The organism is Pseudomonas sp. NPDC089734 (assembly GCF_044748865.1).
GTDB lineage: Bacteria > Pseudomonadota > Gammaproteobacteria > Pseudomonadales > Pseudomonadaceae > Aquipseudomonas.
This window is the reverse complement of the sequence record NZ_JBIVGV010000001.1, coordinates 300,281-326,152: the sequence shown is the minus strand read 5'-3', so window position 1 is coordinate 326,152 and position 25,872 is coordinate 300,281. Positions and strand designations below refer to the sequence as shown.

The window sequence follows — 25,872 nt, the reverse complement described above, 5'->3', positions numbered from 1 at the left end:
CCGGCATATTTTTTAAATTGAACAAGGACCAGCCAGTACGCACAGAGCGAAATGACCAATCCGGATTTGCTATGGATTCTTATTTTGAGTAGCTGGTAATTGCTCGCTCTGCAAAGCAATCGCCTTCAGCGCAGCCATTCTGATGCGCTCGGAGGCCAGCATTGCGCTGCCTGTTTAGCCTGCACAGGGCGCCTCAAGCCTCAAAATTTCCGATCGCCAAGCATGGCTGGACGATAAGTGCTGGCGATTGTAGATATGTAAATTTTTATTGACTATGCCTAATTTTGTAACAGTTATTATCGAAAAGCGCAACAATCGCAAACCATTGATCTGTATAACCAGAAAAAATGCCTCGTCGAAACGAGGCATTTTTTCCCTAAAGCCCTTGTAATCAGTAAGGTCTACGGCGATTGCGGATGACCCCGAGCGGGACCAGAACGGCAGTCAGGACGAAGGCGATCAATGCCCATTGGGCCAGTGAAAGTCCGAGAACGGGAGGATAGGGAGTGGAGCAGAAACCGCTGACCTGGAACACCAGGGGAAACATCGTGGCCAGAGGCAGGCCATCGACGATGGGTTGCAGGGTGTCGATTCCGCAACTGACCGCCGGGTAGGCCAGGGTGTAGACATGGTGCCCGGCGGCAGCGATACCGCCCAGCGCACTGAGGGTGACGAGGGTTTCAAGCAGGGTGATGCTGCGACGACCCGGCATGGCCGCGCCGATGAACGCGAAGAGCGCGATGAACAGCAACGCATAGCGCTGCAGGATGCACAGCGGGCAAGGTGCTTCGCCCAGAACGATCTGCATGTACAGGGCGCCGCCGATCAGGGACAGGCAGATGATGCCCAGCAAAACCAGGAAGCGCTTCTCGCGTTTCAGGTACAACGTGTTGTCGCTCATTCACATACCTTATCGAAATGGTGCGCAGGTGCGCCGTACTGACGCCTGCGGTGACTGTCGCGCGGGATGGAGACCCGCTGCCGGACCGACCGCGATATTCATCTCCCCGCCTCGACAACTCAAGCACCCACCCGCCATACGGATGCTTTTGGCCGCCGGATGGTTCCGACGGTTTTTGCAACGGTGCGACCCGAAACGGGCCAAAAGGCAAATCTCTTCCTTATATATAGAAGGATGCGTCCTTTTGTCGCACCACACCGCTTGCCGAAGCGCTGCGGCAGTTTACCGCAGCCAGATGACGAAGCGCGTCTTCCTCAGGACGATCTCACAGCGAGATGAAACAATCCGTCATGTTCCTGGCCCGGCAAGGGCGACCAACTATTTGACGTCAAATAAGCCAAACTGCCAGTATTACGCACCCGACCCTGCGGCCGAAACAGTCCTGCACGAGTCACCCTCACGCTAAAAACGTGAACGAGTACCCAGGCCCTCAACGCTACGGCCAGCTACCCTGTTAAAAACCTAAAGCCAGCCTTTCGCATGTCGATAGCCTGTCACAGAAGTTGTTTCTTGCCGCGCAGGCGACGAACACCGTTAGTCAGAAGGTTTATATGTCACCCAAGAATGTCCGAGCAGATTCACTTTCGCTGCTGCTGTTCACGCTGCGCAGTGGCAAGTTGATGGCAATCAATCTGCTCAAGGTCAGTGAAATCATTCCCTGCCCACCCCTGACTCACCTGCCCGAGTCCCACCCGCACGTCAAAGGTGTCGCCACACTGCGCGGGGCTTCCCTTTCGGTGATCGACCTCAGCCGTGCCATTGGCGAGCGCCCGCTGGCCGATCCCGATGGCGGCTGCCTGATCGTCACGGACGTCAGCCGTTCCAAACAAGGCCTGCATGTGCAAGCCGTCAGCAAGATCGTCCATTGCCTGACGACCGATATCCGTCCACCGCCCTATGGTTCGAGCAGCAAGTCGTTCATCACCGGCGTCACCCAGGTCGACGGCGTACTGGTGCAAGTGCTGGATATCGAGAAAGTGATTCACGGCATCGCGCCAGCACAGATCGTTGTCCAGTCTCACGAGCTGGCAGCCGAAGACGCCATGGCCCTGGCCCAGGCACGGATTCTGGTGGTCGACGACAGCCAGGTCGCCCTGCAGCAATCGATCATCACCCTGCGCAACCTGGGTCTGGAGTGCCACACGGCCCGTAGCGCCAAGGAAGCCATCGATGTCCTGCTTGAACTGCAAGGCACGCCTGCACAGATCAACATTGTGGTTTCCGATATCGAAATGTCGGAAATGGACGGCTATGCCCTGACCCGGACCCTGCGCGAAACGCCAGACTTCCAGAAGCTGTACATCCTGCTGCACACCTCGCTGGACAGCGCGATGAACGGCGAAAAGGCTCAACTGGCCGGTGCCAATGCCGTACTGACCAAATTCTCGTCCCCCGAGTTGACCAAATGCCTGATCGAGGCCGCACACGCCGTCATGGCCTGACTGGTTTCTCGCCACGGACGACGCTCCCCTCCCCCACCGACGCATCAGCCCGGCACAGCTGGTTGATGCGTCGGGATCTTGCAAGATGTTTAGGACTGAGATAAAGATACAGGGGAAGTTGAGATAATTGTGGGATATGGCGAGGGACTGTGGGAGCGACTGGGATGGCGGTTGCAAAAGCGTTGCTGGTGCTGCAATTGGAAATGACCCGGTCAGTTGTTGCTGACCGGGGGATTAAAGCCTCACGCCGAGCCGTTATTCATCCTCGGGTGGCGCGAAGAGATCATGTTGATCGCGGGCAATGATTGCCAAGCGCATGCGTTTAACCACTGCGTAAACATGCTGTACGGACACACCATGCTTCGTCGCAACTTCATGGTGATTGCGGCCATTCCAGTCATCATAGATTTTCTGGTGCAGCTTGGATGCCTGGATGCAAACACCCTTAGGGATATATACAACCTGCCCACCCCAGAGATGAGCGAAGAGCATCGTAATTTCGACGCTCGCCGCCTCTGCCTGCTCTGCACTCACCCCCAGCGTTTGCTGGATCACCTTAGCGATAGGCTCCACGGTCTCACTCAAAAGATCACTTCCACGGATCGTACTCATTGCTGAACTCTCCCCATCCACTGCTTCAACGTTTCAATCACATGACTCGCTTGACTGGTCGTAAGCCACTGCAGTGCTTCGACTTTGGTCATGCTGAAAACATATTTCGCTAACGCAGTTTCAGATGAGTCTCGAACAGTTCCCATCTCATGAAGCTGTAGCCAAAGAGACCGGATCTTTTGTGCTTGTGGATCATCTGCCAAGGGGCGCTTTGGCTTTTTGTTTGGACGGACCTTGAAGCCTTTAGATTTCAGTTGTTCCAAAACCCGCTTTAGGTTTGGAAGACTCAAGTCGGCTGTAGATGTAGTACCTTCCAACCCCTTCATACCTGCAAGCATCAATCTATAGGTGTCGCTCTCCATGCTCAGTTCACGCCGAGCTACATGAATCAGTCTGATTAAGCGCGTACGTTGATCGTTCATATCAGCCTCCGGCAGTCAGGCGAGCAAGAGGCTGATGGCTCACTGCTTGGTGCAATTGAGCTGTTTTTCCTGCTTTGTAGCCAGCGTCAGCAGCAATTTCATCACGTGACTTAAGTTTTCGACGTTTGAGCTCAAAACCTTCCAGATCTGGATGGTTTTTCTTCATAAATGCCTCAATAGCATCGGCTATGTTGTCTTCAACCCCCGCAAATGCGTCGATTTTGCTATGCACCGCATCAATCCAGGCGTTAGCAAATGCATCTCCACGGGCTACTTTTGTTGACCGTTTGCAGCGCTTTTGCGTGTCCAAGTAATCGCGCCTGGCCTTTTGGAGCTGACGAACCAAGACTTGATAGGCATAGCCAGTGAGTTCTGGCGATGCAGCGCAACCGATCAAGATGAAGCGAGATGCACTGAAAATGCTTGTGCGGATTATTAGTCGGGTACCAAATGCGAGACAGCAGACCTCTGCAAGACGAACACGCCATGCAGGAGGAGCCCCTTCAGATCCAGCAGGAATCGATATCTCACACGCCATACTGGCGAGAATATCGCCCATTTCAAAGCTGTACATATCCATCAACTTGCGAGCTTGGCGCAGAGCAATTTCCGCTTCATTTGGATTACTGGTTTTGGACTTGGCCATTTCCAGGCATTTTTTGATCTTGTCGAGAATACGATTCTCTTCCATCTCACGCCCCCGCGATATCGAGGCTGATTGGGCGGTACTGATCCGAGTCGCCAATTCGCTCATATACGCGGATGTAGGACTTGGAACCCACCACTTGGCATGCCTCACCGATCGCCTTCATTGCTAGCTGCCAGCGTTCATCCTTGATGTCTAAGCGCCGAAGCGCCAAGACTCGTGCAGTACGGATTTCGCCCTGAGCGTCAGTGCGAAACGCATCATTCGCTATGGTTGCGACCTCTGGCCTGGCCCCTTCAGTCCAATCGCGTAGGCATTCGTCGATCAATGCGCGGGCTGCCTGCAGACGTTCGTCGAAGGCAATCGACTCCTGCACGGCGCGCAGGATCTTGAACCGACCATCGAAGCTATAGAGGGTGACGTTGCCTTTTTTACCACCGACTTTAACGTCATATTGTTCGGCACTTAGCTCGACAAACGCCTCAATGTCGCCAAATGCAGCAGCCTTGAAAGCAATCAGTTCAGCATTTAGTTTGCTGGCACGATCAACCAGATCGCGCACCAAGCGATCTCGTTCGGCATCAATAGGCTTGATCAGGTTTTCGTGGACCAATCGACCCTGTGCGTCCTGCCAGAACCCTTCGGGGATCATTGCTTTTTGTGCTTCAGCCACGGGTTTTAACCTCATGATGGTTGCAGATTGCGGACTTGCTAGTCGCGAAGTCACCGATCGTGCAGTGATATGTAGCCGATTCGCTTAGCGAGTCGGGATTCTTGATTTTCTGATTGACATGCATGCAGTTCCCACACTGGGGGCGTTGCTTAGCGGTGAGCCAGCCTTGTGTAAAGCGCATTTGCTCTACATAAGTGCCGTACTTCAGGGCCTTCATAGTTCGATCCCCTGAGGTTTGAATAACCTTGAGCCCTCAGGTGACTCCAAAGTACAGCCACGGCCAGCCAAGACACCGTTGTAAAGTAAGAGAACCGTACGAAAATCCTTACGAGCTCGCTCTCGCTGGGCTACCGTGTCGATCAGCATCAAGCACATAGCCATAAGTGCTGCAAACAGGACCCAAGACACCTTATTCATTTTCATCAGCGCTTCTTTGCTCAGAAAGTACCGGTAGATCTGTTTGGGCTATCACAAGCACATCGACTACATTCTGAATTCCTAGGGCAAACCCCTTGGGTTTATTGGGTTGTAGGGTTGTAAGTCTCTGGATGGCATCGCTAATACCCTTGGGGGTAAGCAACTGCGGTCCAAATGACTCGACAAGATCCAGTGCAAACCGACGTCCTTGGACGAGTTGGTATTGATCCAAATATGGCTTGGCTTTTACTTGAGGTTTCAAAGACATATTCAGGGACTGGCTCATTTGTCCTGCTCCTTCACACGAGAGAACCAGGACACGCTCATATCGCGGATGCGTACTGAATGGCGGGTGTGGGGACCATGGGTTTTGCTGCTCTGACTACGAATTTCGTGACCAAAGCGGCGCGAGATAATGTCCAGGTCATCACCTGAGATCACGATGCGTTTATCCAGGAGGTTCAGTGAAAGGATATTTGCACCTGCATTGCGAAGATCCCGAGTCAATTGGTTGAACGCAGCGAGCATGGGTTGAAAGTCATGAGCCAGCAGGCTCAGTGGCGGCTTGGGCTGTGGTGGTACGAGGTGTAGGTGTGCCATCTCACACCCCCTTTACGACGTCAGCATTGACCACAGGCACGCCCAGTTCGGCGGCAAGGTTCAATGACGCTATTACGAGATTTCCGATGGCCAGCGGGTACAGGAGCGAAACGGACTCATCGCGGCCCCCGCGACGTGCGGCCTGGGAAAGGCGTGCAGTAATAGCTTGGACGCCGCTCTCGTCGATGACTTGGCGCATGTCCTTGCCTGCTCGCTCAAATCTGAACCCGAGAAACTCTTCCAGGCGCGGCCCTTCAATCGGTGGCAGTGTTACGCGCTCGCAGCGCTGCACAACCTCGCGCACGTCGGCGTTACGCTCGGAGAGTTTCACGCCCAGTTCCGGCTGACCGATCATGATGATGCTGACCAGTTTGGTGAAACCGATCTCCAGCTCCAGGAAGCGCTTGAGGTGCTTGAGGGTCGAAATCGGCATGCTGTGGGCCTCTTCGATGACCAAGCAGTGCCGGTAACCCGCAGCATGGGACTCTTTTAATGCCCGGTGGAGTTGAGAGAAGCGAGCCTCAGGACTGCTCTTGACCTTTTCCAGTGGTGCGACTGCCGCCATCATGGATTCGGCGATATGGGTGCTCTTCAGAGGTTTGCCCTTGGGCTCGTTGTCCTCAGATGCAAGCACGTAGGGTTCAATGATGATTACCGGGTCGTTTTTTTCGACCAGTCGGTTGATCAGATCTCGGCGCAAAGTGCTCTTGCCAGCGCCTGACTCGCCTTCGATCGCCAGAAAACCACCGTGGCGCGCCACCTGATACATCGCTTCTCGAACGTAACGAATGTCGGGGCTGACCCACATGTCCTTGGCGTCCTGCAGCTCATCGAAGGGATCTCGGAAAAGGCCAAAGGCTTTACGTGTAGCTGCCTTCAGGGTCTGTTTTGGTAGTAGCATGGGTTCGTCCTCCCCGGACGGCTCTTTATTAAGGGCCGGACCTACCGTGTTGGCGCACGGTGGGTCCACTTTTTCAAATACATCTGCAACGTCAGCATCATTGGCCCCGTACTCGACCAGGAACGCACGAATGCGTCCCTGCAGGTCTTCACTGTCTAGGCTGCGGGGCCATTGACCATGGTTGATCAGTTGGGCAACGGTGGCAGGACTGACCTTCAACGCGTCAGCCAAGGCCGATTGAGGTCGGCCCATCCCCTGCAACACTTGCTTGAGCTTCAACATCATTCACCTCCAGCAGCACGCACCAGGGCTAGCGCTGGACGCACTGCCTCGGCAGGTTGGGTTAGCTCAACTTCAATGGTGTCGAGCTGTTCATGGGGAACACCTTCAGGAAATTTCTGCTGTAGCCAGGCGAAGGTTTCGCCTGACCACTTTGAACCCAGCCGGGAGCGCAGAAGCTTTGCGGCCTCGACATGCGTGAGTGGAGTCTGGTCAACAGCGGGCACGCTCACGTTCAGCGAGGTACCACGACGTGGCATGTACGTTGGCAGAACGGTGTCGGTGATATGCTTGTGCGGGTCGATCTGACCACCAAAGGGCAAAGTTTTGGCCTTACGAGCGGCCTTGGCGTCTTCCTCATTGGTGGTGCCAGTAGCAAGCTGTTCCAGAACTTTTCGAGATAACTGGGCAGGCGTCTGTGCATGACTTTTGAAGTTTTCCCCGATCGTTGCCGATCCTTCGGAAAAGCCAAACTGGTCTGTGCCAAGACGTTCAATTACGTGATAGCACTCGCGTCCGTCCTCGCCGATCAGCATGACCAATGCTGCGTCCTTGTCCCTCCAGCAGTTTCGAGTTACCAGTAGTTTTTCACCGACCATTACACCCGGCACATTGCTGACATCGAACTGGGCACCCCGGAACGAGATGCGTAGGAGCGTCGTGACCTTGCGCTCTTCAGGCGTGCTGACAGCGAGTTCACGACAGACCTCAACGCTGGGTGCCAGTCGAAGATGCTCTGCCTTGATCAACTGCCAGACGCCGTAACGGGTGCGTTGAGTTCGTGTGTGTATCGCCGTTGCGTTGTAGTAGCGCAGCCACTGCCCCGCCCAGTCGTTGATTTGCTTAAGGCTCTTGGCTGCCTGGAATTTCAAAGCGCTTTCAAACTCACGCTCAACCAGGTTATGGGCTTGCTCGACCTGGCCTTTTGCCCGAGCGTTGCCGACTTGGTTGATGATCAGCTCAATGGACATAGCCCGACACAGATTGCGGAAGATACCGCTGGTCATGGCTGCGCCTGGGTCAGTCATCAGCATGAAAGGCACGCCGTGGAATGGGTCTGACTCGTGCCGTTTCTGCATAGCATTGATCAGCACGTTGCACAGGTTCTCCGAAGATTCAGCACCCAACACGTATTCCAGATAAAGCGTCCCACTCGTGTGGTCTGTGATGACGTAGCGCCAGAGGCGTTGGCGTTCAATCTTCTTGAGATTTGAAGGCTTACCGTCATAGAACTCGGCAGGATTCATTACCTGTGCGCCGTCATCCGCCAAGTAATACTGGGTCGAGATAGAGGCATCGATCTGCCAGACATGATTCGGATGCTTGCTGGCCAACGATACTGAAGGAGCGTCGTGCAGCAGTTGCTCCGGGTGCAATCTGTAAGCCCGCAATGCGCGGGTGATTGCTCCTGTTGAAAGCTCCGTAAATACGCCGGTGCTCTCATCCAGGCGACCGGCGATGATCATGTTGTTGCTACGTAGGCGTTCAACTGCACGTTCGACTGTCGACAGTTGTTTGTTATTGGCTCGGATCGACTCAAGAAGCACTGCCGAAATCAACTGTGCTTCGTTCAACGGCAGTGCGCTACAGCCTGCATCGCTCCGGCGTTTACGTGGTTTGCTCACAGACGTCTCCTTCAGCTTGCGCTGCAAGGTCTGGATCGATACGCCCAGCTCGACCGCGCCCGCCTTGTAAATGGCCGTTCGCTGTCCATGCGGGGCATTGGCTGCTTGCTGGGCAATACGAGCCAGAAGCTGGGTTTGTACCGGTGTCATGAGTTAAGCCTCAGCCGTTTCGAGCCAGACAGGCGCGCTGGCCATGGCATTGGTCAGGAAGAACTCACTACGTATTGAGGCTAAGGCCAGTTCCAAATGCTGGATCAGACCCGCCTGAAAGGTGCGTTGGTCTTCGCCACTTTCCTCAGCGTGTTCCGATAACCTGGTGAGAGCCTCGCGCAGTCCACCAAGAATGCTGGTTTCTGCAACATAGGCGACACGCTGAGCTTCTTGGCGAATATTGACGGAGAGCTCGCTAGGCGGCAGCAGGTTGATGTGACCGCGTACCTTCTCCAGCTCCATCTTGGTCTGATCGAGTTCGCTGGTTTTCGTCGCCATCAGTTTGCTCTGGGCGTCGTAGTCGGCATTCACTTCGTCAAGCCGCTGGGTCAGCGCTTCTTTTTCTTTGGAGTGTTTGGCAATGATCTCTTCGGCCAGATCAATGAACGCATCTTTGTCGCCAGTCTTGGCAATTTCGATCAGAGCGGCTTGCTGGTCCTCTGGAAGTCGACGGTACTGGCGCATTTCGCGGTAGCCGATGCCCATGCTGCTCATGCTTTCGAGAGCAGCTTCGCCAAAAGCACGCAGATTATTGATGTCTTCATTTACCTTGGGCGCTGAGGAACCCAATAAGCTGCAGAACTCTTCCCATGTGCCTTTCAAACCGCGACCGTCGCGGTTGCGCATCCCTTCCAGGCCCTTATAAAGCTTGTGTTCTTTAACGTGAGCCATCTTAGAAACCGCGACCGTCGCGGTGAACTTCCCAATTGCGTCGGCCATCTGTGCTTGACCCAGGAGTTGGTTAACCAGGTCTCGCTCTTCGCTGTGTGACCCCAACACTGTTGCCATCAAGTTCTGATTGGCAGTCAGCTCATCGCCATTCAGTGCAGGAAGTTCGATAGTCTGTGGTTGATCCAGTTTTTTACGCGCCATGGTGTTACTCCCCTTAATTCATTGAGCCAGCAGCAATGCGCTGATTGATTTCCTGCATTCGGCCTTGCAAACGTGCCATGTGCTCAGCGTGGGCCTGTGCGATTTGCAGCATTCCAACCGAATGTGCGAATCGCCCGTTATCCAGCTTCACTGCCAGCCCCTCTTCAATGAGGGTTTGCATGGCACGTGTGATGTTGCTGGGGCTGTCCCCAGCCAACTGCGCCAGCTCGGTGTTGCTGAGCCCTGTAACGGTGTGGCCTTTAAGTGCTTTGAGCACACGCAGGACTCGCGCCGAGGCTGAGATCGTGACGCTCATGGCCGGTCTCCAAATTCGAGCTGAGGGTTTTGGGTTTGAACTACGTTGCCGTTGTGCCAAGCCAGTGCTTCCATCGCCGCCTGAATAGCCGCCAAGGTCTCATCGGCTTCGCTGTTCTTTGAATAGAACGCGAGGAGCTTCCCTGAGGCTGTAGTCAACAACTCTTGCAAGGCCTGCATGTCCTCGGCGGAGCACTTGCGCCCGGATGGCATTTCAATGGTCAAGCGGCCAGCGCTGGCGGCAATCCACCGTGTGACGTAGTCACAGCCACAGGCACGCTCGTAGGGGCGAATCAGGTTTGCAGGCATGCGCCCTGTCTGGAGCCACTTATAAAGTGTCCAGTGGTCGGACAGCCCCATTTCAACAGCAATGCGTTCGACGCTTTGGTTGTGGATGTCTTTTGCGAAGTCCTTGCACAGCTCCAAGGCGTGCCGCAGAGATGTCGGTTGAATGCCTTTCCAGCGCCTGCGGGTCATTGGAAGGCCTCTAAAACGGACACATCCAAACAAATGACACGTTTGTGTCTATGCAAAAGGATTGCGCTGGATGCAATCTTTTGGGGTAAATTGACAAGCGGAGCCAATGAGAATGACAACGCAGGAATTTGGTGAGTTGGCTGGGCGCATTGAGGGCATTGCCCGTAGCGTGTTGATCTTGGCTGGGACGCTTCAGCGCCAAGGCGCTTTAGATGAACAGAAGCTGCAGGCTGATCTGAGGATTGCAGGTGAAAGACTTGCGTCTGGGGTGTCGAACCGCTCAACAGTTGTGCAGACACTTGGCGAGATCGCTGAGCAGCTTTTGGCTGACTACAGGTATCTGAAGACGGGCGAACGCAGTTAGGGTCATTGACGGCCTTGTTTGTGCCGAAGCCGTGAGGCATGACGGCGCTCATGCTGCCAACGCCACGATCGGTTTCAGGCCAAGCTTTACGGCGATGTCATGAGCCTTACCGTAGTTCGCTTTGGCTTGTCCATTGAGGACACGATAAACCTCATTGCGGGTGTATCCGTTCTCGGTCGCCCATTCCGAGATTGTTTTACCAGCTTGGCGGAATTTCTCTTTCACTTGGCTGGAGGTTAGGGCTTTGGCATGGGTGGCCATGGTGGTGGCTCCTGTGATGCAAAGATGATTGCTGTTTGTGCAAATGATTATGAGAACTTTGGTTCTCTATTTCAAGGGGTTTTTGTGTCGTTTTCTTCTCTTTCTGCTGGTCGGCTTAAGGCAGAGCGAGCACGGCTGGGTCTTAATCAGGCTTCTGCCGCCCATATATGCGGTGTTTCTCGCGAAATTTGGGGGCGCTATGAGCGTGGGACCACGGTTCCAGGAGGGGATGTATTGTTCTCTTTTGCCAATGCAGGAGCGAATGTGCAGTTCATTCTCACTGGGTCATCAGGTTCAGAGCGCGAAGCGCCCGCTCATCTAAAAGAACTGGCGCAGATCAACATTGACCGCCTGGAACGAATAACGGAGATGTTAGAGGCTGCTGCACAACGAGCAGGAAAGCGTTGGCCAGCAAAAAAGCTCGCTACGATTGCGGCCGAGGTCTACAACGCGATTAGCGCAGATAAAGGGATGGATGAGCCTCAGGTCGAACGAATATTGAAATTGGTAGTGAATCGTTGAAATGACGAGGGGCTTTATGCTGCGTGAGGATGAACTGATTTCCAAACTATCGGACAGACTTGATGAGGAAATTAAAAATCTCCCCAAGGATGGTAAAGATCATGAATTGATAATTAAGATCAAAGGCGATCATGGGAATATAAACTTAGGCAAGCAGACCTTTGAAATTCATTCCGGTGGCAAGCAAACTCCTCCTCAGGGGAGCGCTATGGCACGTGAGTGTCCGCAATGTGGAAACACTGCTTGGCGTTTCACACAGCTATGCATGCATTGTGAGTATGATTTACGTCTACACGACGAAATTGAAGCCGAGCAAAAGAGGAAGCGCCAGGAAGAATTGGAAAACCTTCGGATGCTAAAGTTTTTTGGAGGAGCCGCTTTTATCGCCATTGTTAGCTTTCTAGTAAGGGATCACTTACCCGAATCGTTGCAAAACTGGGCATTGGGCGTAACAGTAGCAGCGGGTTTTTTAGCATTTTGCATCATGCAGAGCCAAGGTAAGTGATTTCTGCCAGAATCCAGAAAACACGTCATAACACCATTAAAGGAATGTATTTTGAAAGCTTGGATTTTTGCTCTCCTCTCCCTATTTTCTGTATTCGCCAAGGCCGAAGGCGTTGCTGAAAAACTTACTGAACTGAGTCTGGACAAATCTCTGAAAAGCAGTTCTCCAGAGGTCGAGCGTACTCAAACGGCACTCAAGAGAGGAATGACCGTCTGTAACTTTGAAAGCGAGGAAAAGCTTGCCAACGTTGTATGGTTCATAACCAAAGCAATTCGTGAGAAAGGCCAGTATGCAGAGGCCACCGATATCATTGAAGGTGTGAATGCTGTGCTCTTAGGCGCGAAGAGTAAGCAAGACTGTACCGAACTGATGTCTTCGTATGCGGTAAACCGTATTGACGGAAATACACATTCTGATGCTGTCACGGGGGCGCGAGGAATATATCGCACCATGGGAGTCGTAAAGTAATTGCACAAAGATGTCTTTCCGCCATCTCTTTAAACAGGATTAAAAGCTCTTCTGCACCACGCCGCCGATCATGGCGGCGTGTTCGTTTCTGGTGTCCGCATCCTGTGGCACCGAACAGCAGGAGGCTTACATGCGTTCCAAGACCCCACGCGGTATCCGCAACTTCAATCCTGGCAACATCCGCCACGCAAAAGGTGTGCGCTGGCAGGGCCAAGCCTCGACGCAAATTGACGCCGAGTTTGTTCAGTTCACTGACCCCCGCTGGGGTATTCGTGCTATTGCCCGTGTTCTGATCACCTACCAGGACAAACGCCGCGCAGCTGATGGCAGCCGAATCGACACGGTACGCGAGATCATTGCGCGTTGGGCACCGCCCAATGAGAACAACACCGAAGCGTATGTGGCCAGTGTGGCGCGCGTGCTGAACATCGGCCCGGACGACGAGAGCATCGACGTCTACGACTTCAACACCATGCGTGAGCTGGTGCTGGGCATCATTCGCCATGAAAACGGTGCAGGTCAGTTGCCTGATAACCAATGGTATGGCGAAAAACTCATTCAGGAAGGCTTGGCTTTTGCGGGCGTCGTACCTGATGCGCTACATGGTCGGAGTGTAGCTGTATGAAGCTGATCCCCGAATGGCGGCGTTGTTATCGCCTGTACAGTGTCCAGTTGGGCCTGCTCATTGCCTTCTTCGGCTTTGCACAGGTCACCCTGTTGCCGATGTGGGAAGCCGAGTTGTCTGCCAGTGCTTACGCCACAGCCAACAGTATTTTGGCCGCTCTGCTCTTTGTAGTGCGCTTGGTCAAGCAAGGTCCTGACCAGGAGATATCCTGATGCGCCTCCTACGTCTCGTTTCATTGCTCGGTAAACGCTGGCGCTGGGTGCCGCACCTATGGGGTGTGCAACGGCGCCTGATTTTCACTGCTGGGGTCTGTTCACCTGGTCGCTGGGGACACCGCTCACCACTCCCTCAATACCGCCTCGGCAAAACCAGTGTGGCCATTGCAAAGCGTCGTGCTCGAAAAGCCAGGTTCTGGCATGGATCTGGAGGCGGCTATGGGCGTAGTTGAAGCATTGAAATGGCTGCTCGACCGTTGGCAGATAGTCCTGATCATTGCCATTTTGGTCGTTGCGTACTTTTACGGCCAATCCCAATGGGCTGAGGGCTACAACAAAGCGCAAGCGGAAGGTACTGCGGCTATTGCCGTACTGAAAAAACAGTATTCAGAGCAAGCGTTTGAGGTAGCGAGCAAGGCCCATAGCGACCTGCTCTTGCAGGTTACACGTGCCCAGGCCGCCGAGGAGTCATTGCTCGGCCAATACACGCTTCACGCTAAAGAAGTGGAACAACTCAAGGATCGGATCGCCCATGTCACCATTCAGTACAAGCCTGGGCCGAGTCTTGCTGCTCGTCCTGTTCCTCACTGTGTGTTCACTGCTGGCTGGCTGCGCGACTACAACACCGCCCTTGGTGTGTCCCCAGCCAGTACGGGTGCCGCTGTCACCGTTGCTGAAAAAGCAGCCTGGCCCACCCCCGGTACTGACGCCGAACTACTGGAAAGCGGTGTCACCCCAGCAGACATTCTGGCTCATGCCCAGGACTACGGGCGTTGGGCTCGAAACAACCTGGCTCAACTCAACGCGCTACTCGACCTGCAAAAGGAATGACCCTGCATGGATTTTGTAGAACCCGTCATGGATGACGACGAAGCTGCGACGACACTGTATGCCCGCCGGTATACCCGTAGCAGTGGCTTACAACACAGATCCGGCAATTCGGGTTATCGGTGCGAAGCCTGTGGCGATGCAATTCCTGAAGACCGACGCCAGGCAGAGCCTGGCACTCAGCACTGTGCAGACTGTAAAGACACCCTGCAATTTTTGATAAAGGAGGCTTGTGATGACCTTTGAAGAAACCAGTTTTAGCCTGAAAACGGTGCAGTGGGTCGTCATGGCCGTGCTCGGTGTATACACCTGGCTGACCAACCGTCAGGCCGCCAGCGCACAGGAAATGATGGTGCTGCGCACTCGCATCATTGCCCTGGAAGAACACATTCGGCATTTGCCAGATCACTCTGCCGTCACCGATTTGCTCGGGGACATGAAAGCCATGCGATCCGAACTCACGGGGGTCAAGGATGCATTGGCCCCTTTGTCTCGATCGCTGGACCGGATTAACGATTACCTGTTGCGAGATAAAAAATGACTCACTATGCCGAGTTTCTGCGCGAAGACGTACGCCTGGTATTGCTGCGCTTGCTGTCCGAAATGGTGGCTTACCGCGCCAATAGCTCGGTACTGACAATGGCTCTTGACCGCTATGGCCACAGCCTCAGTCGTGACCAGGTCAAGACCGAGCTGCACTGGCTGGCCGAGCAAGGTGCTCTGACGGTTTCTGATGTGGGCCCAGTACTGGTGGCAACTTTGACCGAGCGTGGTCAGGATATCGCAGTTGGACGTGCCCGCGCTCCAGGCATCAAGCGTCCGGGAGCCTGAAATGGCAGGAAAATCGTCGATCGATCGCTTGCCCCCAGTGGTCAAGGCCTATATCCAGAAGCTGCTGCGTGAAGATCGATTCACGCTTGATGACATGCTTGATGACATTCGAGCACGTTTCCCTAATGAAAAGTCTCCGAGCCGCAGTGCATTGGGCCGCTTCAAACAAGGCTTTGAAGAACTTACCCAAAAGGCACGCCAGCAGCGCGAAATGGCCGAGGCATTCGTCGGTGCCTTAGGCGAAGATGCCTCCGACAAGACCGGCGTATTGCTGGTCGAAGCCATCTCGACGCTAACCTACCAGGCCGCCCTCGGTGCGCACGAAAAAGACGATGTGACCATTGGCGAAGTGACGGCGTTGGCCCGTGCTGCGAAGGCGACAATGGAAGCCCGGACGATGAGCGTCAAGGAACGCCAGGCGATCGAGAAAGCTACCCGTGAACGCTTACTGCGAGAGCAAGCAGCCGAGCTGGACAAGGCCGTCAAGACCCAAGGCATGACAGAAGACCAGGCCCAGTTCTGGCGTCAGAAGTTCCTGGGGGTGTGACGTGAGCGCCTCAGCTGTTAAACCGTCAACCAGCACTCTGCGGGTCGTTGAATGGGATGAGCTGCCTGACAGCGTTCGCCAGATCCCAGAGGATTACAATCCTGTCGCCGACGGCATTCTGATGGCGCACCAGGCTGACTGGCTGCGCATCCAGGCCCAAATCAAACTCTGTGAAAAAGGCCGCCGTACCGGTATCACTTTCGCCGAGGCGCTGGACTCGGTGATCACCGCTGCTTCTCGCAAGAGCGCCGGGGGTATGGACTGCTTCTACATCGGCGATACCAAGGAAAAAGGCCTGGAGTTTATCGGCTACTGCGCCAAGTTTTCGCGGGTCATGGCTGAAGCCCAGGCGTCCGGTGTCAGCCAGATCGAAGAGTTCTTGTTTGAAGACCAAGACACCGATGGCAACACACGGCAAATCAATGCCTACCGCATTCGCTATGCATCCGGCTTCAAGATCGTGGCCCTGTCAAGCAACCCGGCCAACCTGCGCGGTCTACAGGGCAAGGTGGTGATCGATGAGGCAGCGTTTCACCGTGACGTATCCGCCGTACTCGATGCTGCTACGGCGCTCCTGATCTGGGGCGGTCGTATCGTCATCATCAGCACGCACAACGGCAAAGGTAACCCCTTCAACCAGATGGCCAACGACATTCGTGACAATCGTTACGGAGACTCTGCAGTCGTGTACCGGGCGACCTTCGATGACGCTGTGACCAATGGCTTGTATGAGCGTGTGTGCTTCATGTCTGGGAAGGAGGCGACCCCTGAAGGCAAGGAAGCCTGGTACAAGAAGATCCGCAATGCCTATGGCCCGCGCAAGGCACAGATGCGTGAAGAGCTGGATGCCATCCCGCGTGACGGCAATGGCGTGTGCATCCCCGGTGTGTGGATCGATGAGGCCATGCAGCCCGGTCGCGAGGTTTTGCGCCTGGCCCTGGACGACGACTTCGCCCTGCAGGCGGTTTATCGCCGGGAAGCCTATGTCGACGCCTGGATCGAGCAGCAACTGCTGCCATTGATCACGACACTGAACAGCGGGCTGCGCCATTACTTGGGCATGGACTATGCCCGTCACCGGGACTTTTCGATCATCTGCCCGATGTCGGTCGATCAGGACCGTCACCGTGACGTGCCGTTCGTTGTCGAGATGCATAAGGTGCCAACCCGGCAACAGCAACAGGTGCTGTTCTACATCCTGCGCCGGTTGCCCCAGTTCGTCGGTGCCGCGCTGGATGCCACCGGCAGCGGCGAGACCCTGGCCGAGGACACTGCAGATGAGTTCGGACACAACCGCATTCACCAGGTGAAAATCAGCCGTACCTGGTACGGTCTGTGGATGCCCAAGTTCGTACAACTCTTTGAGGACGGTGCGGTGACCATGCCTCAGGATGACTCACTGCACCAGGACATCCGCGCCATCGAGCAGGTCGACGGCATCCCGATGATCGTCAAGGCCCGCTCCCAAGACCTCAAAGACCCTGACCTTTACCGCCATGGCGACTTCGCCGGTGCCGGTGCGTTGGCCAACTTCGCCACGCTCGAAGTCGGCTCAGGACCGGTCAGCGTCAAATCACGTCGCCCTCGCCAGGGCCGAAGAATCACCCAGGGGTACGCATGAAAAACCAAGGTGTGTGGGTCAGCCCCACCGAGTTCGTGAGCTTCGCAGATGCCAAGCGCTCGCCCAGCCTCACTAGTCACGTCGCCACCCGTGGCCGAGCCGATATCGCGTCAATGAGTGGCATCAATCTGCCAAACCCTGATCCGATCCTGAAAGCCCAGGGCAAGGACATTACGGTCTATCGTGACCTGCGCAGTGCTGCACTGGTCGGCGGTAACGTGCGTCGCCGGAAGTCGGCAGTGCTTGCTCTTGAGCGCGGGTTGAAGCGTGGCAATGCCCCGACCAAGGTCGAACGTTTCATCCGCGACTGGCTTACAGACTTGGACCTCGATCGAGTGATCCGCGAGCTGCTCGATGCGCCTCTGTATGGCTATCAACCCATAGAGTTGATGTGGCAACCGGTTGGCTTGTTCTCTATGCCTGAAGATCTGTTAGGTAAGCCGGCTGAGTGGTTCTTCTATGACCAGGAGAACGCGCTGCGTTTTCGCTCCAAAGAGGCAGGCAAGGACGGCGAGATCTGCGATCCGCTGCGCTTCGTTGTGGCGCGCCAGGACGCCACTTACGCGAACCCTTACGGCTTCCCGGACCTCAGCATGTGCTTCTGGCCGGCCACCTTCATGAAAGGCGGCCTGAAGTTCTGGGTGCAGTTCACTGAGAAGTACGGCTCGCCCTGGGTCATCGGTAAGCACCCTCGTGGCGCAACCGATGCAGAAACCGACCTGCTGCTCGACAGCCTGGAGGCCATGGTGCAGGACGCCGTGGCGGCAATCCCGGACGACTCCAGCGTGTCGATCGTCGAAGCGGCGGGTAAGGCTGACAGTGCAGATGTATATCGCGAGCTGCTGGAATACTGCCGCAGCGAGATCAACGTGGCCATGCTGGGTCAGAACCAGACCACTGAAAAAGAAAGTAACCGAGCCAGTGCGATGGCGGGAGCCGAGGTCACCAATGATATTCGTGACGGTGATGCAGGCATTGTCGAAGCCAGTATCAACGCGGTGATTCGTCGCATCGTCGACATCAACTTTGGCGAAGCGGTGGTTGCTCCGGTCTATGAGCTGTGGGAACAGGACGAGATCGACAAGACCCTGGCCGAACGCGACAAGAACCTCACCGACTCGGGTGTCAAGTTCACCCACGCATACTGGATGCGAACCTACAACCTGCTGGAAGGCGATCTCGCGCAAGAAGTGGCAGCACCTGCGGCTGAGTTCGCAGAGCCAACTTTCAAACCCATCGTTGATCAGACAGCGCTTGACCAGGTGATTGCAGCGCTACCTGCAGAGTTGCTGCAGGAACAGGCTGAGCAAGCGATTGCACCGATTCTGGAGGCCCTGCAACGTGGTAGAACCGAGGCCGAAGCGCTACGCCTGCTCGCCGAGGCGTACCCAAAAATGAACGATCAGGGTTTGCAAGAAACCCTGACACGTCTGATGTTCGTCGCTGATATGTGGGGTCGATTGAGCGCTGCTGCTGACCTGGAAGACTGACATGGCCAAGAAAACGCTACCCTCCCAAAAAGCGCTCAAGGCACCTCTCAAGCAGCCGGTCATGGCGGATCTGAAAGCTATCTTTGGTCTGGAGCCAAAGATAGCTGTCGAATACATGAAATCAAAAGGCTATGCCATCACCTGGGCATGGCAAGACATGCTCGATGAGGCTCACGATCAGGCATTCACCGTTGCCAAAGCCATGCGCCTCGATCTCCTGTCTGATATCCGTGCAGCCTTGGAGACGGCTCTGCAGGATGGTCAAACCCTGCCTCAATTCATCAAAACGCTGCAGCCAACCCTCGAAACACAGGGTTGGTGGGGCAAGCAGGGAGTTGTCGACAGCCAAGGTAATGTTGAGATGGTTCAACTGGGCAGTCCGCGTCGCCTTAAGACGATCTACCAGACCAACTTGCAGAGTGCATACATGGCGGGCCGTAAGGCCAGTATGGAGGAGACAGCTGACACGCATCCATACTGGCGCTATGTCGCTATTCTGGACGGGAAAACCAGAGCCAGTCATCGCGCCTTGAGTGGCAAGGTCTATCGCCATGATGACCCGGTTTGGTCTGCGATCTATCCACCAAACGGGTTCAACTGCCGGTGCCGGGTAACAGCGTTGACCGAGGCAGCGCTTAAACGTAAAGGGCTGGTCGTAGATACCAGTGCTGGACGAATGCAGACGGAAACAGTTGAAACCGGTACCAACATGCGTACTGGCGAAATCCGCACAGCCCAAGTGACCGCTGTCCGCACAACCAATGCCGGAGGTCAGGTGGTGTTGTTTCGCACCGACCCTGGGTTCAATCATGCTCCTGGTACTGGCCTTTCTGCCGTTCTGAAAACCAAACAGGCCAAGGCCACGCAAAGAGACTGATATGATCACTATCGAGATGGATCACCAGCGCCTGCAGCAACTGCTGAGCAAAATCGAGTGGGCTGTTGGTGATACAGCACCTCTGATGCGAGCATTGGCTGCTGAGATGGCCTCACTGACTGAAGAAAATCTGGGAGAGCAAGGTCGGCCCAACTGGGCCGGGTTGTCCGATGCGCGGATTGAGCAGCGTGAGAAAGCCGGTACATGGCCAGGACAAATTTTGCAGGTCAGCTCTGCAGGCTTGGCAGCTTCGATTTCGAGTTACTCCACCGATACAACAGCCGTGGTGGGCAGCAACAAACCTTACGCAGCCATGATGCATTTTGGCGGTTCAAAGGCATCCTTTCCTCACTTATGGGGAGACATTCCAAGCCGACCATTCTTACCCATGGATGAAAAAGGTGTATTACAGCCTGAAGCCGAAGAAGCACTTCTTAATCTGGCGTTGCTGCATCTGCAAAGGGCTGCTCGCCTATAAGGCTTCAGGACGCGATTAGGGACGCTCATTTTCGATTCATAACAACTGCCCCATGAAATTAACTGAATGGGCCTTGTAAAGCTTTATAAAGCGCTCCCTGCCGCACCTCATGCTCAGATGAGCAGGTGCATATGCGGTTTTCCTGGAATCCCCCTCCCAAACACTCTTTAAACCCGATTAAAAGTCTTGGCTCTACTCGTGGGGCAGTCTGTGCGTGTACTCCACAAACACGCCAAGACACCCCATGAAGCCACTGCATATTTTCAAGCCAGGTAAGCACACTGCAATGAGCGGTGACAGCTTTAACTTCAGTGAGAGTGATCTGGCTGCCACTGTTCGTGCTTACTCTCCAGCCTTGCATGAAGCACCGTTAGTGATTGGTCATCCCAAGCATGATGCACCTGCTGCTGGCTGGGTGAAGTCTCTGCAGGCAACACCTGAAGGTTTGATTGCCGAGTCACAACAGGTCGACCCAGCGTTCGCCGAGCTGGTTAGTCGAGGCAGCTACAAGAAAATCTCCGCATCGTTCTATCACCCCGACTCACCGAGCAACCCTGTGCCAGGCGTGTACTACCTGCGCCATGTCGGCTTTCTCGGCGCACAGCCGCCATCGATCAAGGGCCTGCGACCGATCGAGCTCGCTGACGCCGATGAAGGAGTGATTGAGTTCGGTGACTTTGGACATGAAGTCAGTTCTGGTCTGTGGCGCAGATTCCGCGAATTCCTGATCGGCCAGTTCGGTGCCGAAACTGCCGATAAGGTCGCCCCGTCCTGGGAGATCGAAAGCCTCGCTGAAATCGGACGTCGTCCAGAGCCAGGCGTTGGCCCGTATTACGCCGAATCCCAACCCACCACCACTGAGGTAAATACCGTGACCACGGAAGAACAGGCCGCCCTGCAGGCGGACAACGAGCGCCTCAAAGCGCAACTGGCCAAGCGTGAAAAGGCAGAGAAGGTTGCGGCTCAAGAAGCGATCCATGCTGCCAATACGGACTTTGCCGAAGCATTGGTGGCCAGCGGTATGAAGCCTGTCCACGTAGCCGCCGTAGTGGCCGCGTTGGACTTTGCCGATTCAGGGGCCAAGCCCCTGGAGTTCGGTGAGGCTGATGATCGTCAGCCGCTGAGTGAAGGCCTCAAGGCCGTGTTCCAGGAGCTGACAGGGGCTGTCAGCTTCGGCGAGCAAGCATCCAAAGCCCGTGCAGGAAAAACTATGGACAAGTCCGTCAATCCGCTTGTGGCCGACGCCGAAGCCCGAACCAATAAATAGGAGGTTTTATGGCCACTTTTAAACCCGCCAAGCAGGTTGGCGATTTGCTCCTGGTCGAGGTCGCCGCGGGATGGACCAAAGACACTGTCACGCTGCTGGGTGGTTCGGTTTACCCATTCGGTGCTGTCCTTGCGACAGTCAGCGGCAAGTTTCAGGTGCTGGACCCCGCAGGTACTGCCGCCGCGAAAAAGTCAGTTGCTGTACTGACTGAACACGTCGATGCCTCTGGTGGAGATGCCCCTGGTGTCGTGATTGCTCGTGGAGCGGTGCTCGATATCGCTGAACTGATCTGGCCTGAGGGCATCACTGATGCCCAGAAAACCTCTGCACTAGCCGAACTCTCTGCTCAAGGCATCGTCGCCCGTGCGGCACTTTAAGGAACTGTTATGAACCTTCAAGATCTGTTTACCGTTTCGAGCCTCAGCGCTGCCGTCAACAAGCTGCCTACCATCCCGAGCAAAGTCGGCTCGATGGGCCTTTTTGAAGAAAAAGGCATCACGACCACCAGCGTTGTGATCGACGAGTACGAAGGCCGTCTGGTACTTGTACCCAATACCTCACGCAATGCTGATCCTTCACCGATCAAAGGCGGCCAGCGTGCGCGCCGTACCTTTGAAACCCTTCATCTGCCGATCTCCCGCCCATTGCTGCCGAGCCAGCTTCAGGGTATTGCCTCGTTCGGTCAGGAAAACGCTGCACTGCCTCAGGCAACGGTGATCAACGACCAACTCCAGGAAATGAAAAACAGCATTGAATCCACCCGTGAGTTTCAGCGTGTGGGGGCATTGCGCGGCAAACTGCTGGATGCGGATGGCAAGGTGATTGTTGACCTTTTCGACGAGTTCGGTGTTGAACAAAAAAAGATCACCGTCGCTCTGGGGACTTCTACCACAGACGTTCGCCGCACGTGTCTGGCTGCCAAGCGCCATGCTGAGTCAAAGCTTGGTGGTGTGATGGTGACTGGTTTTCGTGCCTTCTGCGGCCCAGAGTGGTTTGACAAATTTACCGATCACGAAAAGGTTCAGAAGGCATTTGCAAACTACCAGGAAGCTCAGGATCGAATCGGTGGCGATCTGCGCTCTGGCTTTACTTTCGGTGGTATCGAGTTCGTTGAGTACGACGTGACTGTCAGCGGTCAGCGCTTCATCCCAAGCAACGTTGCCCAGGTGTTCCCGGTTGGTCAAGGCGTCTTCAAGATGTTCAATGCCCCTGCCAACTACAACGAGACAGTCAACACCATCGGCCTGCCGTTCTACAGCAAGGCCGAAGAGCGCAAGCTCGGCAAGGGCTGGGACATGGAAGCCCAAGCCAACCCACTGGCCATGTGCTTGTTCCCCGAAGCACTCGTCGAACTGTCGTTCTAAGCCATGCGTTACTGCACTCGCGCCGATATCGGCACCGCCATTCCCGAGATGACGCTTATCCAGCTCTCGAACGATGACCCAGCGGCCATGGAGGCCAACGAGTCGGTGATCGAGGACGGTGTACGCCAAGCCGAAGAATTGGTCGATGGCTATCTGCGCGGGCGCTATAGCTTGCCCCTCGACCCGGTGCCCACGGTTCTGCGTGACGCGGTGGTCTACCTGGCACGGCACTGGCTGTATCAGCGCCGTCCCGAGGGCGTGCTGCCGGATGCGGTCAAGGACAGCCGCAAGGACACCATCAAGCTGCTGGAAAGCATTCGTGATGGTGTTGTCACTCTCGGCATGCCGTCTGGCCAAGCAGCTCCAGAACCAGGAGAGATCCGCGTTCGATCCAGGCGTCAGCAATTCACCAACACAGAATGGGAAAAATACTGATGAGTAGGCCGGGGACGCCATCACAGACCCAAACAGAGCAACTGATCGCATCGATCGTCGATCGCCTGGCAACAGGCTTCGGCAAAGAGTTGATGGTTGAGCTGTTCCCGGAGAGTCCTGGTGTTTATCGGATGAACCACCCACGAGGTGCTGTTCTTGTGGCTTTTGGCAAATCGACGTTTGATGAGTCTGAGGCATTTGACTCGATGTTCCAGGCTCGAAAAATCACCTTTCGCCTGACATTGGTGTTTCGGCAATTGAACGGTAAGGATGGGGCAATCAGCTATCTGGACCGTATTCGCGCCAGGCTTACGGGGTGGAAGGCTCCTCACTGCGACATCGCCTGTCGGGCAGTCGCAGAGGCATTCATCGGTCAGAGCCAAGGGCTCTGGCAATACAGCCTCGACATTTCTACCCGTTCGACTCAGATACAAACCATGGAGCCCGAATCCGGGTATTACGCAAAATCGTTCAGTTCTGAGGAAGTCCTGTGAATCTTACCCGCTACATCTACAAAGGCCCTCAGAGCGCAGCGTCTCTGCGTGTGGGAGAAGCCAAGGAGTTGCTTGAAGTGCAGCTCATCCCAGGACGGGAAGTCGAACTACCAGCTGGACATGAATACGTCGAGGTGCTGCTGGTGCTCAAGCATTTGGAGGCGGTCCCCGCTCCGGTTAAAATCGGCAAGGAGAAAAGCTGATGGCTGCCAACTATCTGCACGGTATCGAAACAATCGAAATCTCCCGTGGCCCTCGTGCTATCAGGGGCGTTAAGTCTGCGGTCATCGCGTTGGTTGGCACCGCACCCACTGGCCCTGTCAATGCGGTCACGCTATCGCTGAACGATACGGATGGAGCCAAATTTGGCCCTGGTGACCTGGATGGTTTCAGCATCCCCAAGGCCTTGGAAGGCATCTACGACTTCGGCGCTGGCACTGTGCTGGTCGTCAACGTGCTCGATCCGTTGATCCACCGCACCAATGTCGTAGGCCAAGCCCGTTCGTTTGGCGATAACGAACGGCTGAAACTTGGGCATGGTGCTCTTCAGGCTCTCGTCGTGAAACCGGCCAACAATGGCGCTGAGTACGCTGTCGATGTTGATTACACCGTCGACATGCTCACCGGCCAAGTAACTCGCTTATCCAAAGGCTCTATCCCGGCCAACGGTGCGATCCTCGCTGACTACACGCATGCTGACCCGTCCAAAGTGATGTTGGCGGATATCGTGGGTGCAGTGAACATCGCTGGCCAGCGTAGTGGTATCAAAGCATTCGCTGACAGCTACAACGAATTGGGCTTCTTCGCGAAGATCTACATTGCCCCTGGTTACAGCCAGCTCACTGCGATCAGCACCGAGTTGATCGCGGCGGCCACTCAAGTGGGGGGCGTTGCCTACATCGACGCACCGATCGGCACAACGGTGCAGCAATGTATAGCCGGACGCGGACCTGCTGGCGTAATCAACTTCAACACCAGCAGCGACCGCGTACGACTTTGCTATCCCCACGTAAAAGTGCTCGATACAGCGACCGGCCTGGAACGCCTGGAGCCGCTTTCGATTCGTGCGGCGGGCCTGCGCGCCAAGATCGACAACGACAAAGGCTACTGGTGGAGCAGCTCCAATCAAGAGCTGCTGGGGGTGATCGGCTTAGAGCGCCCACTGACGGCTCGCGTAGATGATGCGAGCAGTGAGGTGAACCTACTCAATGAGAATGGCATCACCACAGTCTTCAACTCGTTCGGTACCGGCCTGCGACTGTGGGGTAACCGCACAGCGGCTTGGCCGACAGTGACCGAGATGCGCAATTTCGAGAACGTTCGACGCACCAAGGATATTGTCGACGAGTCGATCCGCTACAGCTCATTGCAGTTCGTTGACATGCCGATTACAGACGCGCTGATCGACAGCATCACCGAAAGCGTGAACCTGTTTCTGCGCAAGCTCATTGGTGACAGTGCGTTGGTGGGTGGTGAGTGCTGGTACGATCAGGCTCGCAACCCTCAAACAGAGTTGGAGCTGGGGCATGTATTGTTCAACTACAAAATGACGGTGCCGCTGCCATTTGAACGCGGCACCTTTGAAACTGAAATTACCGGGGAATACCTGGTCAACCTGGGAGCTGCATAATGGCCTTCTCAGCACATCGTATTTCAAACGCCAATATCTATCTGGACGGTTCCAGCTTCTTTGCCAAGGCTGAAGAGATTGATCTGGGCTCCGTGAAAACAGTGATGTCAGACTTCCAGGGTTTGGGGATGATCGGCCTGATCGAGCTGCCTGACGGTTTCGACAAGATCGAGGGCAAAATCAACTGGAACAGCCTTTACAGGGATGCAGCCATTAAACTTGCAACACCTTTCAAGAGTGTTGCATTGCAGTGTCGCTCGAACGTGCAAGTTTTTGACAGCACCGGCCTGGTGAAGGAAATCCCGCTGGTCACAATGATGACCATCACTTTCAAGGAGTACAAACTCGGAAGCCACAAACCTCGCGACCCTGCCAAGTACGAGTCTCCATTTTCGGCCACCTACGTGCGGCAGGTACTCGACGGGGATGAGGTTTTACTGCTGGATTACATGTCGAACATCTTCAAGGTCAAAGGTGAAGACCAGTTGGCCACGTATCGCAAGAATATCGGCCAAGCGTAATAGCTGATTTGGAGAAGCCCCATGGACGGGGCAGCAAGGATGCATCTGAAGCCCCGCCATCGTGCGGGGCTTCTTT

General features: G+C 55.1%; 37 protein-coding genes. 24 read left to right on the top strand and 13 right to left on the bottom strand.

The window, feature by feature from the left end:
- Positions 1-391: 391 nt before the first annotated feature.
- Entirely contained in the window at positions 392-901 is a 510-nt protein-coding gene (locus ACIPY9_RS01585) for a disulfide bond formation protein B (protein ID WP_400696508.1), read from the bottom strand.
- A gap of 611 nt (positions 902-1,512) precedes the next feature.
- Here ACIPY9_RS01585 and ACIPY9_RS01580 point away from each other — a divergent pair.
- The gene (locus ACIPY9_RS01580; RefSeq protein ID WP_400696506.1) at positions 1,513-2,403 is read left to right on the top strand and encodes a chemotaxis protein; all 891 of its coding nucleotides are present in this window, start codon (positions 1,513-1,515) and stop codon (positions 2,401-2,403) included.
- Positions 2,404-2,658: 255 nt separating this feature from the next.
- Here ACIPY9_RS01580 and ACIPY9_RS01575 read toward each other — a convergent pair whose 3' ends face one another.
- The 11 genes from ACIPY9_RS01575 to ACIPY9_RS01525 all read right to left on the bottom strand — a co-directional run bounded on the left by ACIPY9_RS01575 (position 2,659) and on the right by ACIPY9_RS01525 (position 10,453).
- Positions 2,659-3,015 carry a Mor transcription activator family protein gene (locus ACIPY9_RS01575; protein ID WP_400696505.1) on the bottom strand — a complete coding sequence of 119 codons (357 nt, stop codon included), beginning with the start codon at positions 3,013-3,015 and terminating at the stop codon, positions 2,659-2,661.
- Positions 3,012-3,437, bottom strand: coding sequence for a gp16 family protein (locus tag ACIPY9_RS01570; RefSeq protein ID WP_400696504.1), 426 nt, complete (start codon positions 3,435-3,437; stop codon positions 3,012-3,014). The genes ACIPY9_RS01575 and ACIPY9_RS01570 overlap by 4 nt, the downstream gene beginning before the upstream one ends.
- A gap of 1 nt (position 3,438) precedes the next feature.
- On the bottom strand, positions 3,439-4,128 hold the full coding sequence (locus ACIPY9_RS01565; RefSeq protein ID WP_400696502.1) for a DUF2786 domain-containing protein: 690 nt from the start codon (positions 4,126-4,128) through the stop codon (positions 3,439-3,441).
- 1 nt (position 4,129) lies between these two features.
- Complete coding sequence (locus tag ACIPY9_RS01560; protein WP_400696837.1) at positions 4,130-4,735, bottom strand: DUF3164 family protein; 606 nt, start codon at positions 4,733-4,735, stop codon at positions 4,130-4,132.
- A gap of 430 nt (positions 4,736-5,165) precedes the next feature.
- The gene (locus ACIPY9_RS01555; protein WP_400696501.1) at positions 5,166-5,459 is read right to left on the bottom strand and encodes a hypothetical protein; all 294 of its coding nucleotides are present in this window, start codon (positions 5,457-5,459) and stop codon (positions 5,166-5,168) included.
- A complete protein-coding gene (locus ACIPY9_RS01550; protein ID WP_400696499.1) occupies positions 5,456-5,773 on the bottom strand; it encodes a hypothetical protein in 318 nt (105 codons plus the stop codon). Before ACIPY9_RS01550 ends, ACIPY9_RS01555 begins: the two co-directional genes overlap by 4 nt.
- A 1-nt stretch (position 5,774) precedes the next feature.
- Positions 5,775-6,956, bottom strand: coding sequence for an ExeA family protein (locus ACIPY9_RS01545; RefSeq protein WP_400696498.1), 1,182 nt, complete (start codon positions 6,954-6,956; stop codon positions 5,775-5,777).
- Positions 6,956-8,728, bottom strand: coding sequence for an integrase (locus ACIPY9_RS01540; RefSeq protein WP_400696496.1), 1,773 nt, complete (start codon positions 8,726-8,728; stop codon positions 6,956-6,958). The genes ACIPY9_RS01545 and ACIPY9_RS01540 overlap by 1 nt, the downstream gene beginning before the upstream one ends.
- A 3-nt stretch (positions 8,729-8,731) precedes the next feature.
- A complete protein-coding gene (locus ACIPY9_RS01535) occupies positions 8,732-9,661 on the bottom strand; it encodes a hypothetical protein (protein ID WP_400696495.1) in 930 nt (309 codons plus the stop codon).
- 13 nt (positions 9,662-9,674) lie between these two features.
- Complete coding sequence (locus ACIPY9_RS01530) at positions 9,675-9,977, bottom strand: helix-turn-helix domain-containing protein (protein ID WP_400696493.1); 303 nt, start codon at positions 9,975-9,977, stop codon at positions 9,675-9,677.
- Positions 9,974-10,453, bottom strand: coding sequence for a hypothetical protein (locus ACIPY9_RS01525; RefSeq protein ID WP_400696492.1), 480 nt, complete (start codon positions 10,451-10,453; stop codon positions 9,974-9,976). Before ACIPY9_RS01525 ends, ACIPY9_RS01530 begins: the two co-directional genes overlap by 4 nt.
- Positions 10,454-10,565: 112 nt before the next feature.
- Between ACIPY9_RS01525 and ACIPY9_RS01520 the strand changes: the two genes are divergently transcribed.
- On the top strand, positions 10,566-10,817 hold the full coding sequence (locus tag ACIPY9_RS01520; protein ID WP_400696490.1) for a hypothetical protein: 252 nt from the start codon (positions 10,566-10,568) through the stop codon (positions 10,815-10,817).
- A gap of 48 nt (positions 10,818-10,865) precedes the next feature.
- Here ACIPY9_RS01520 and ACIPY9_RS01515 read toward each other — a convergent pair whose 3' ends face one another.
- Positions 10,866-11,078 (bottom strand): DNA-binding protein, encoded by a 213-nt coding sequence (locus ACIPY9_RS01515; protein ID WP_400696489.1) that lies wholly within the window; start codon positions 11,076-11,078, stop codon positions 10,866-10,868.
- Here ACIPY9_RS01515 and ACIPY9_RS01510 point away from each other — a divergent pair.
- From ACIPY9_RS01510 to ACIPY9_RS01405, 22 genes are all read left to right on the top strand, one after another.
- Positions 11,067-11,600, top strand: a complete 534-nt coding sequence (locus ACIPY9_RS01510) for a helix-turn-helix domain-containing protein (RefSeq protein ID WP_400696487.1) — start codon at positions 11,067-11,069, stop codon at positions 11,598-11,600. The genes ACIPY9_RS01515 and ACIPY9_RS01510 overlap by 12 nt on opposite strands.
- Before the next feature lie 16 nt (positions 11,601-11,616).
- Positions 11,617-12,105: a hypothetical protein gene (locus tag ACIPY9_RS01505; RefSeq protein WP_400696486.1), complete on the top strand. Its 489-nt coding sequence runs from the start codon at positions 11,617-11,619 to the stop codon at positions 12,103-12,105.
- Positions 12,106-12,156: 51 nt separating this feature from the next.
- Positions 12,157-12,573: a hypothetical protein gene (locus ACIPY9_RS01500; protein WP_400696484.1), complete on the top strand. Its 417-nt coding sequence runs from the start codon at positions 12,157-12,159 to the stop codon at positions 12,571-12,573.
- A gap of 130 nt (positions 12,574-12,703) precedes the next feature.
- Complete coding sequence (locus tag ACIPY9_RS01495; RefSeq protein ID WP_400696483.1) at positions 12,704-13,198, top strand: structural protein; 495 nt, start codon at positions 12,704-12,706, stop codon at positions 13,196-13,198.
- Positions 13,195-13,410 (top strand): hypothetical protein, encoded by a 216-nt coding sequence (locus tag ACIPY9_RS01490; RefSeq protein ID WP_400696482.1) that lies wholly within the window; start codon positions 13,195-13,197, stop codon positions 13,408-13,410. Before ACIPY9_RS01495 ends, ACIPY9_RS01490 begins: the two co-directional genes overlap by 4 nt.
- A 204-nt stretch (positions 13,411-13,614) precedes the next feature.
- Complete coding sequence (locus ACIPY9_RS01485) at positions 13,615-14,244, top strand: lysis protein (RefSeq protein WP_400696481.1); 630 nt, start codon at positions 13,615-13,617, stop codon at positions 14,242-14,244.
- Positions 14,245-14,250: 6 nt separating this feature from the next.
- Positions 14,251-14,487: a TraR/DksA C4-type zinc finger protein gene (locus ACIPY9_RS01480; protein ID WP_400696479.1), complete on the top strand. Its 237-nt coding sequence runs from the start codon at positions 14,251-14,253 to the stop codon at positions 14,485-14,487.
- Entirely contained in the window at positions 14,477-14,782 is a 306-nt protein-coding gene (locus ACIPY9_RS01475) for a DUF2730 domain-containing protein (protein WP_400696477.1), read from the top strand. Before ACIPY9_RS01480 ends, ACIPY9_RS01475 begins: the two co-directional genes overlap by 11 nt.
- Complete coding sequence (locus tag ACIPY9_RS01470; RefSeq protein WP_400696476.1) at positions 14,779-15,072, top strand: ArsR family transcriptional regulator; 294 nt, start codon at positions 14,779-14,781, stop codon at positions 15,070-15,072. The genes ACIPY9_RS01475 and ACIPY9_RS01470 overlap by 4 nt, the downstream gene beginning before the upstream one ends.
- A gap of 1 nt (position 15,073) precedes the next feature.
- Complete coding sequence (locus ACIPY9_RS01465) at positions 15,074-15,619, top strand: phage protein Gp27 family protein (protein ID WP_400696475.1); 546 nt, start codon at positions 15,074-15,076, stop codon at positions 15,617-15,619.
- Between the two features lies 1 nt (position 15,620).
- The gene (locus ACIPY9_RS01460) at positions 15,621-17,240 is read left to right on the top strand and encodes a hypothetical protein (RefSeq protein ID WP_400696474.1); all 1,620 of its coding nucleotides are present in this window, start codon (positions 15,621-15,623) and stop codon (positions 17,238-17,240) included.
- Entirely contained in the window at positions 17,237-18,730 is a 1,494-nt protein-coding gene (locus ACIPY9_RS01455) for a DUF935 domain-containing protein (RefSeq protein ID WP_400696473.1), read from the top strand. The genes ACIPY9_RS01460 and ACIPY9_RS01455 overlap by 4 nt, the downstream gene beginning before the upstream one ends.
- 1 nt (position 18,731) lies before the next feature.
- Complete coding sequence (locus tag ACIPY9_RS01450) at positions 18,732-19,607, top strand: phage minor head protein (protein ID WP_400696472.1); 876 nt, start codon at positions 18,732-18,734, stop codon at positions 19,605-19,607.
- A 1-nt stretch (position 19,608) separates the two neighbouring features.
- Positions 19,609-20,085, top strand: coding sequence for a phage virion morphogenesis protein (locus ACIPY9_RS01445; protein ID WP_400696470.1), 477 nt, complete (start codon positions 19,609-19,611; stop codon positions 20,083-20,085).
- Positions 20,086-20,329: 244 nt separating this feature from the next.
- On the top strand, positions 20,330-21,352 hold the full coding sequence (locus ACIPY9_RS01440) for a peptidase (RefSeq protein WP_400696469.1): 1,023 nt from the start codon (positions 20,330-20,332) through the stop codon (positions 21,350-21,352).
- A gap of 8 nt (positions 21,353-21,360) precedes the next feature.
- Positions 21,361-21,729 (top strand): head decoration protein, encoded by a 369-nt coding sequence (locus tag ACIPY9_RS01435; protein WP_400696468.1) that lies wholly within the window; start codon positions 21,361-21,363, stop codon positions 21,727-21,729.
- A gap of 9 nt (positions 21,730-21,738) precedes the next feature.
- Entirely contained in the window at positions 21,739-22,716 is a 978-nt protein-coding gene (locus ACIPY9_RS01430) for a major capsid protein (protein WP_400696467.1), read from the top strand.
- Between the two features lie 3 nt (positions 22,717-22,719).
- Entirely contained in the window at positions 22,720-23,151 is a 432-nt protein-coding gene (locus tag ACIPY9_RS01425; protein WP_400696466.1) for a gp436 family protein, read from the top strand.
- A complete protein-coding gene (locus tag ACIPY9_RS01420; protein WP_400696465.1) occupies positions 23,151-23,645 on the top strand; it encodes a Gp37 family protein in 495 nt (164 codons plus the stop codon). Before ACIPY9_RS01425 ends, ACIPY9_RS01420 begins: the two co-directional genes overlap by 1 nt.
- Positions 23,642-23,848 (top strand): hypothetical protein, encoded by a 207-nt coding sequence (locus tag ACIPY9_RS01415; protein WP_400696463.1) that lies wholly within the window; start codon positions 23,642-23,644, stop codon positions 23,846-23,848. The genes ACIPY9_RS01420 and ACIPY9_RS01415 overlap by 4 nt, the downstream gene beginning before the upstream one ends.
- The gene (locus tag ACIPY9_RS01410; protein ID WP_400696462.1) at positions 23,848-25,275 is read left to right on the top strand and encodes a phage tail sheath subtilisin-like domain-containing protein; all 1,428 of its coding nucleotides are present in this window, start codon (positions 23,848-23,850) and stop codon (positions 25,273-25,275) included. The genes ACIPY9_RS01415 and ACIPY9_RS01410 overlap by 1 nt, the downstream gene beginning before the upstream one ends.
- A complete protein-coding gene (locus ACIPY9_RS01405; RefSeq protein ID WP_400696835.1) occupies positions 25,272-25,796 on the top strand; it encodes a phage major tail tube protein in 525 nt (174 codons plus the stop codon). The genes ACIPY9_RS01410 and ACIPY9_RS01405 overlap by 4 nt, the downstream gene beginning before the upstream one ends.
- The last annotated feature ends 76 nt before the right edge of the window (positions 25,797-25,872 follow it).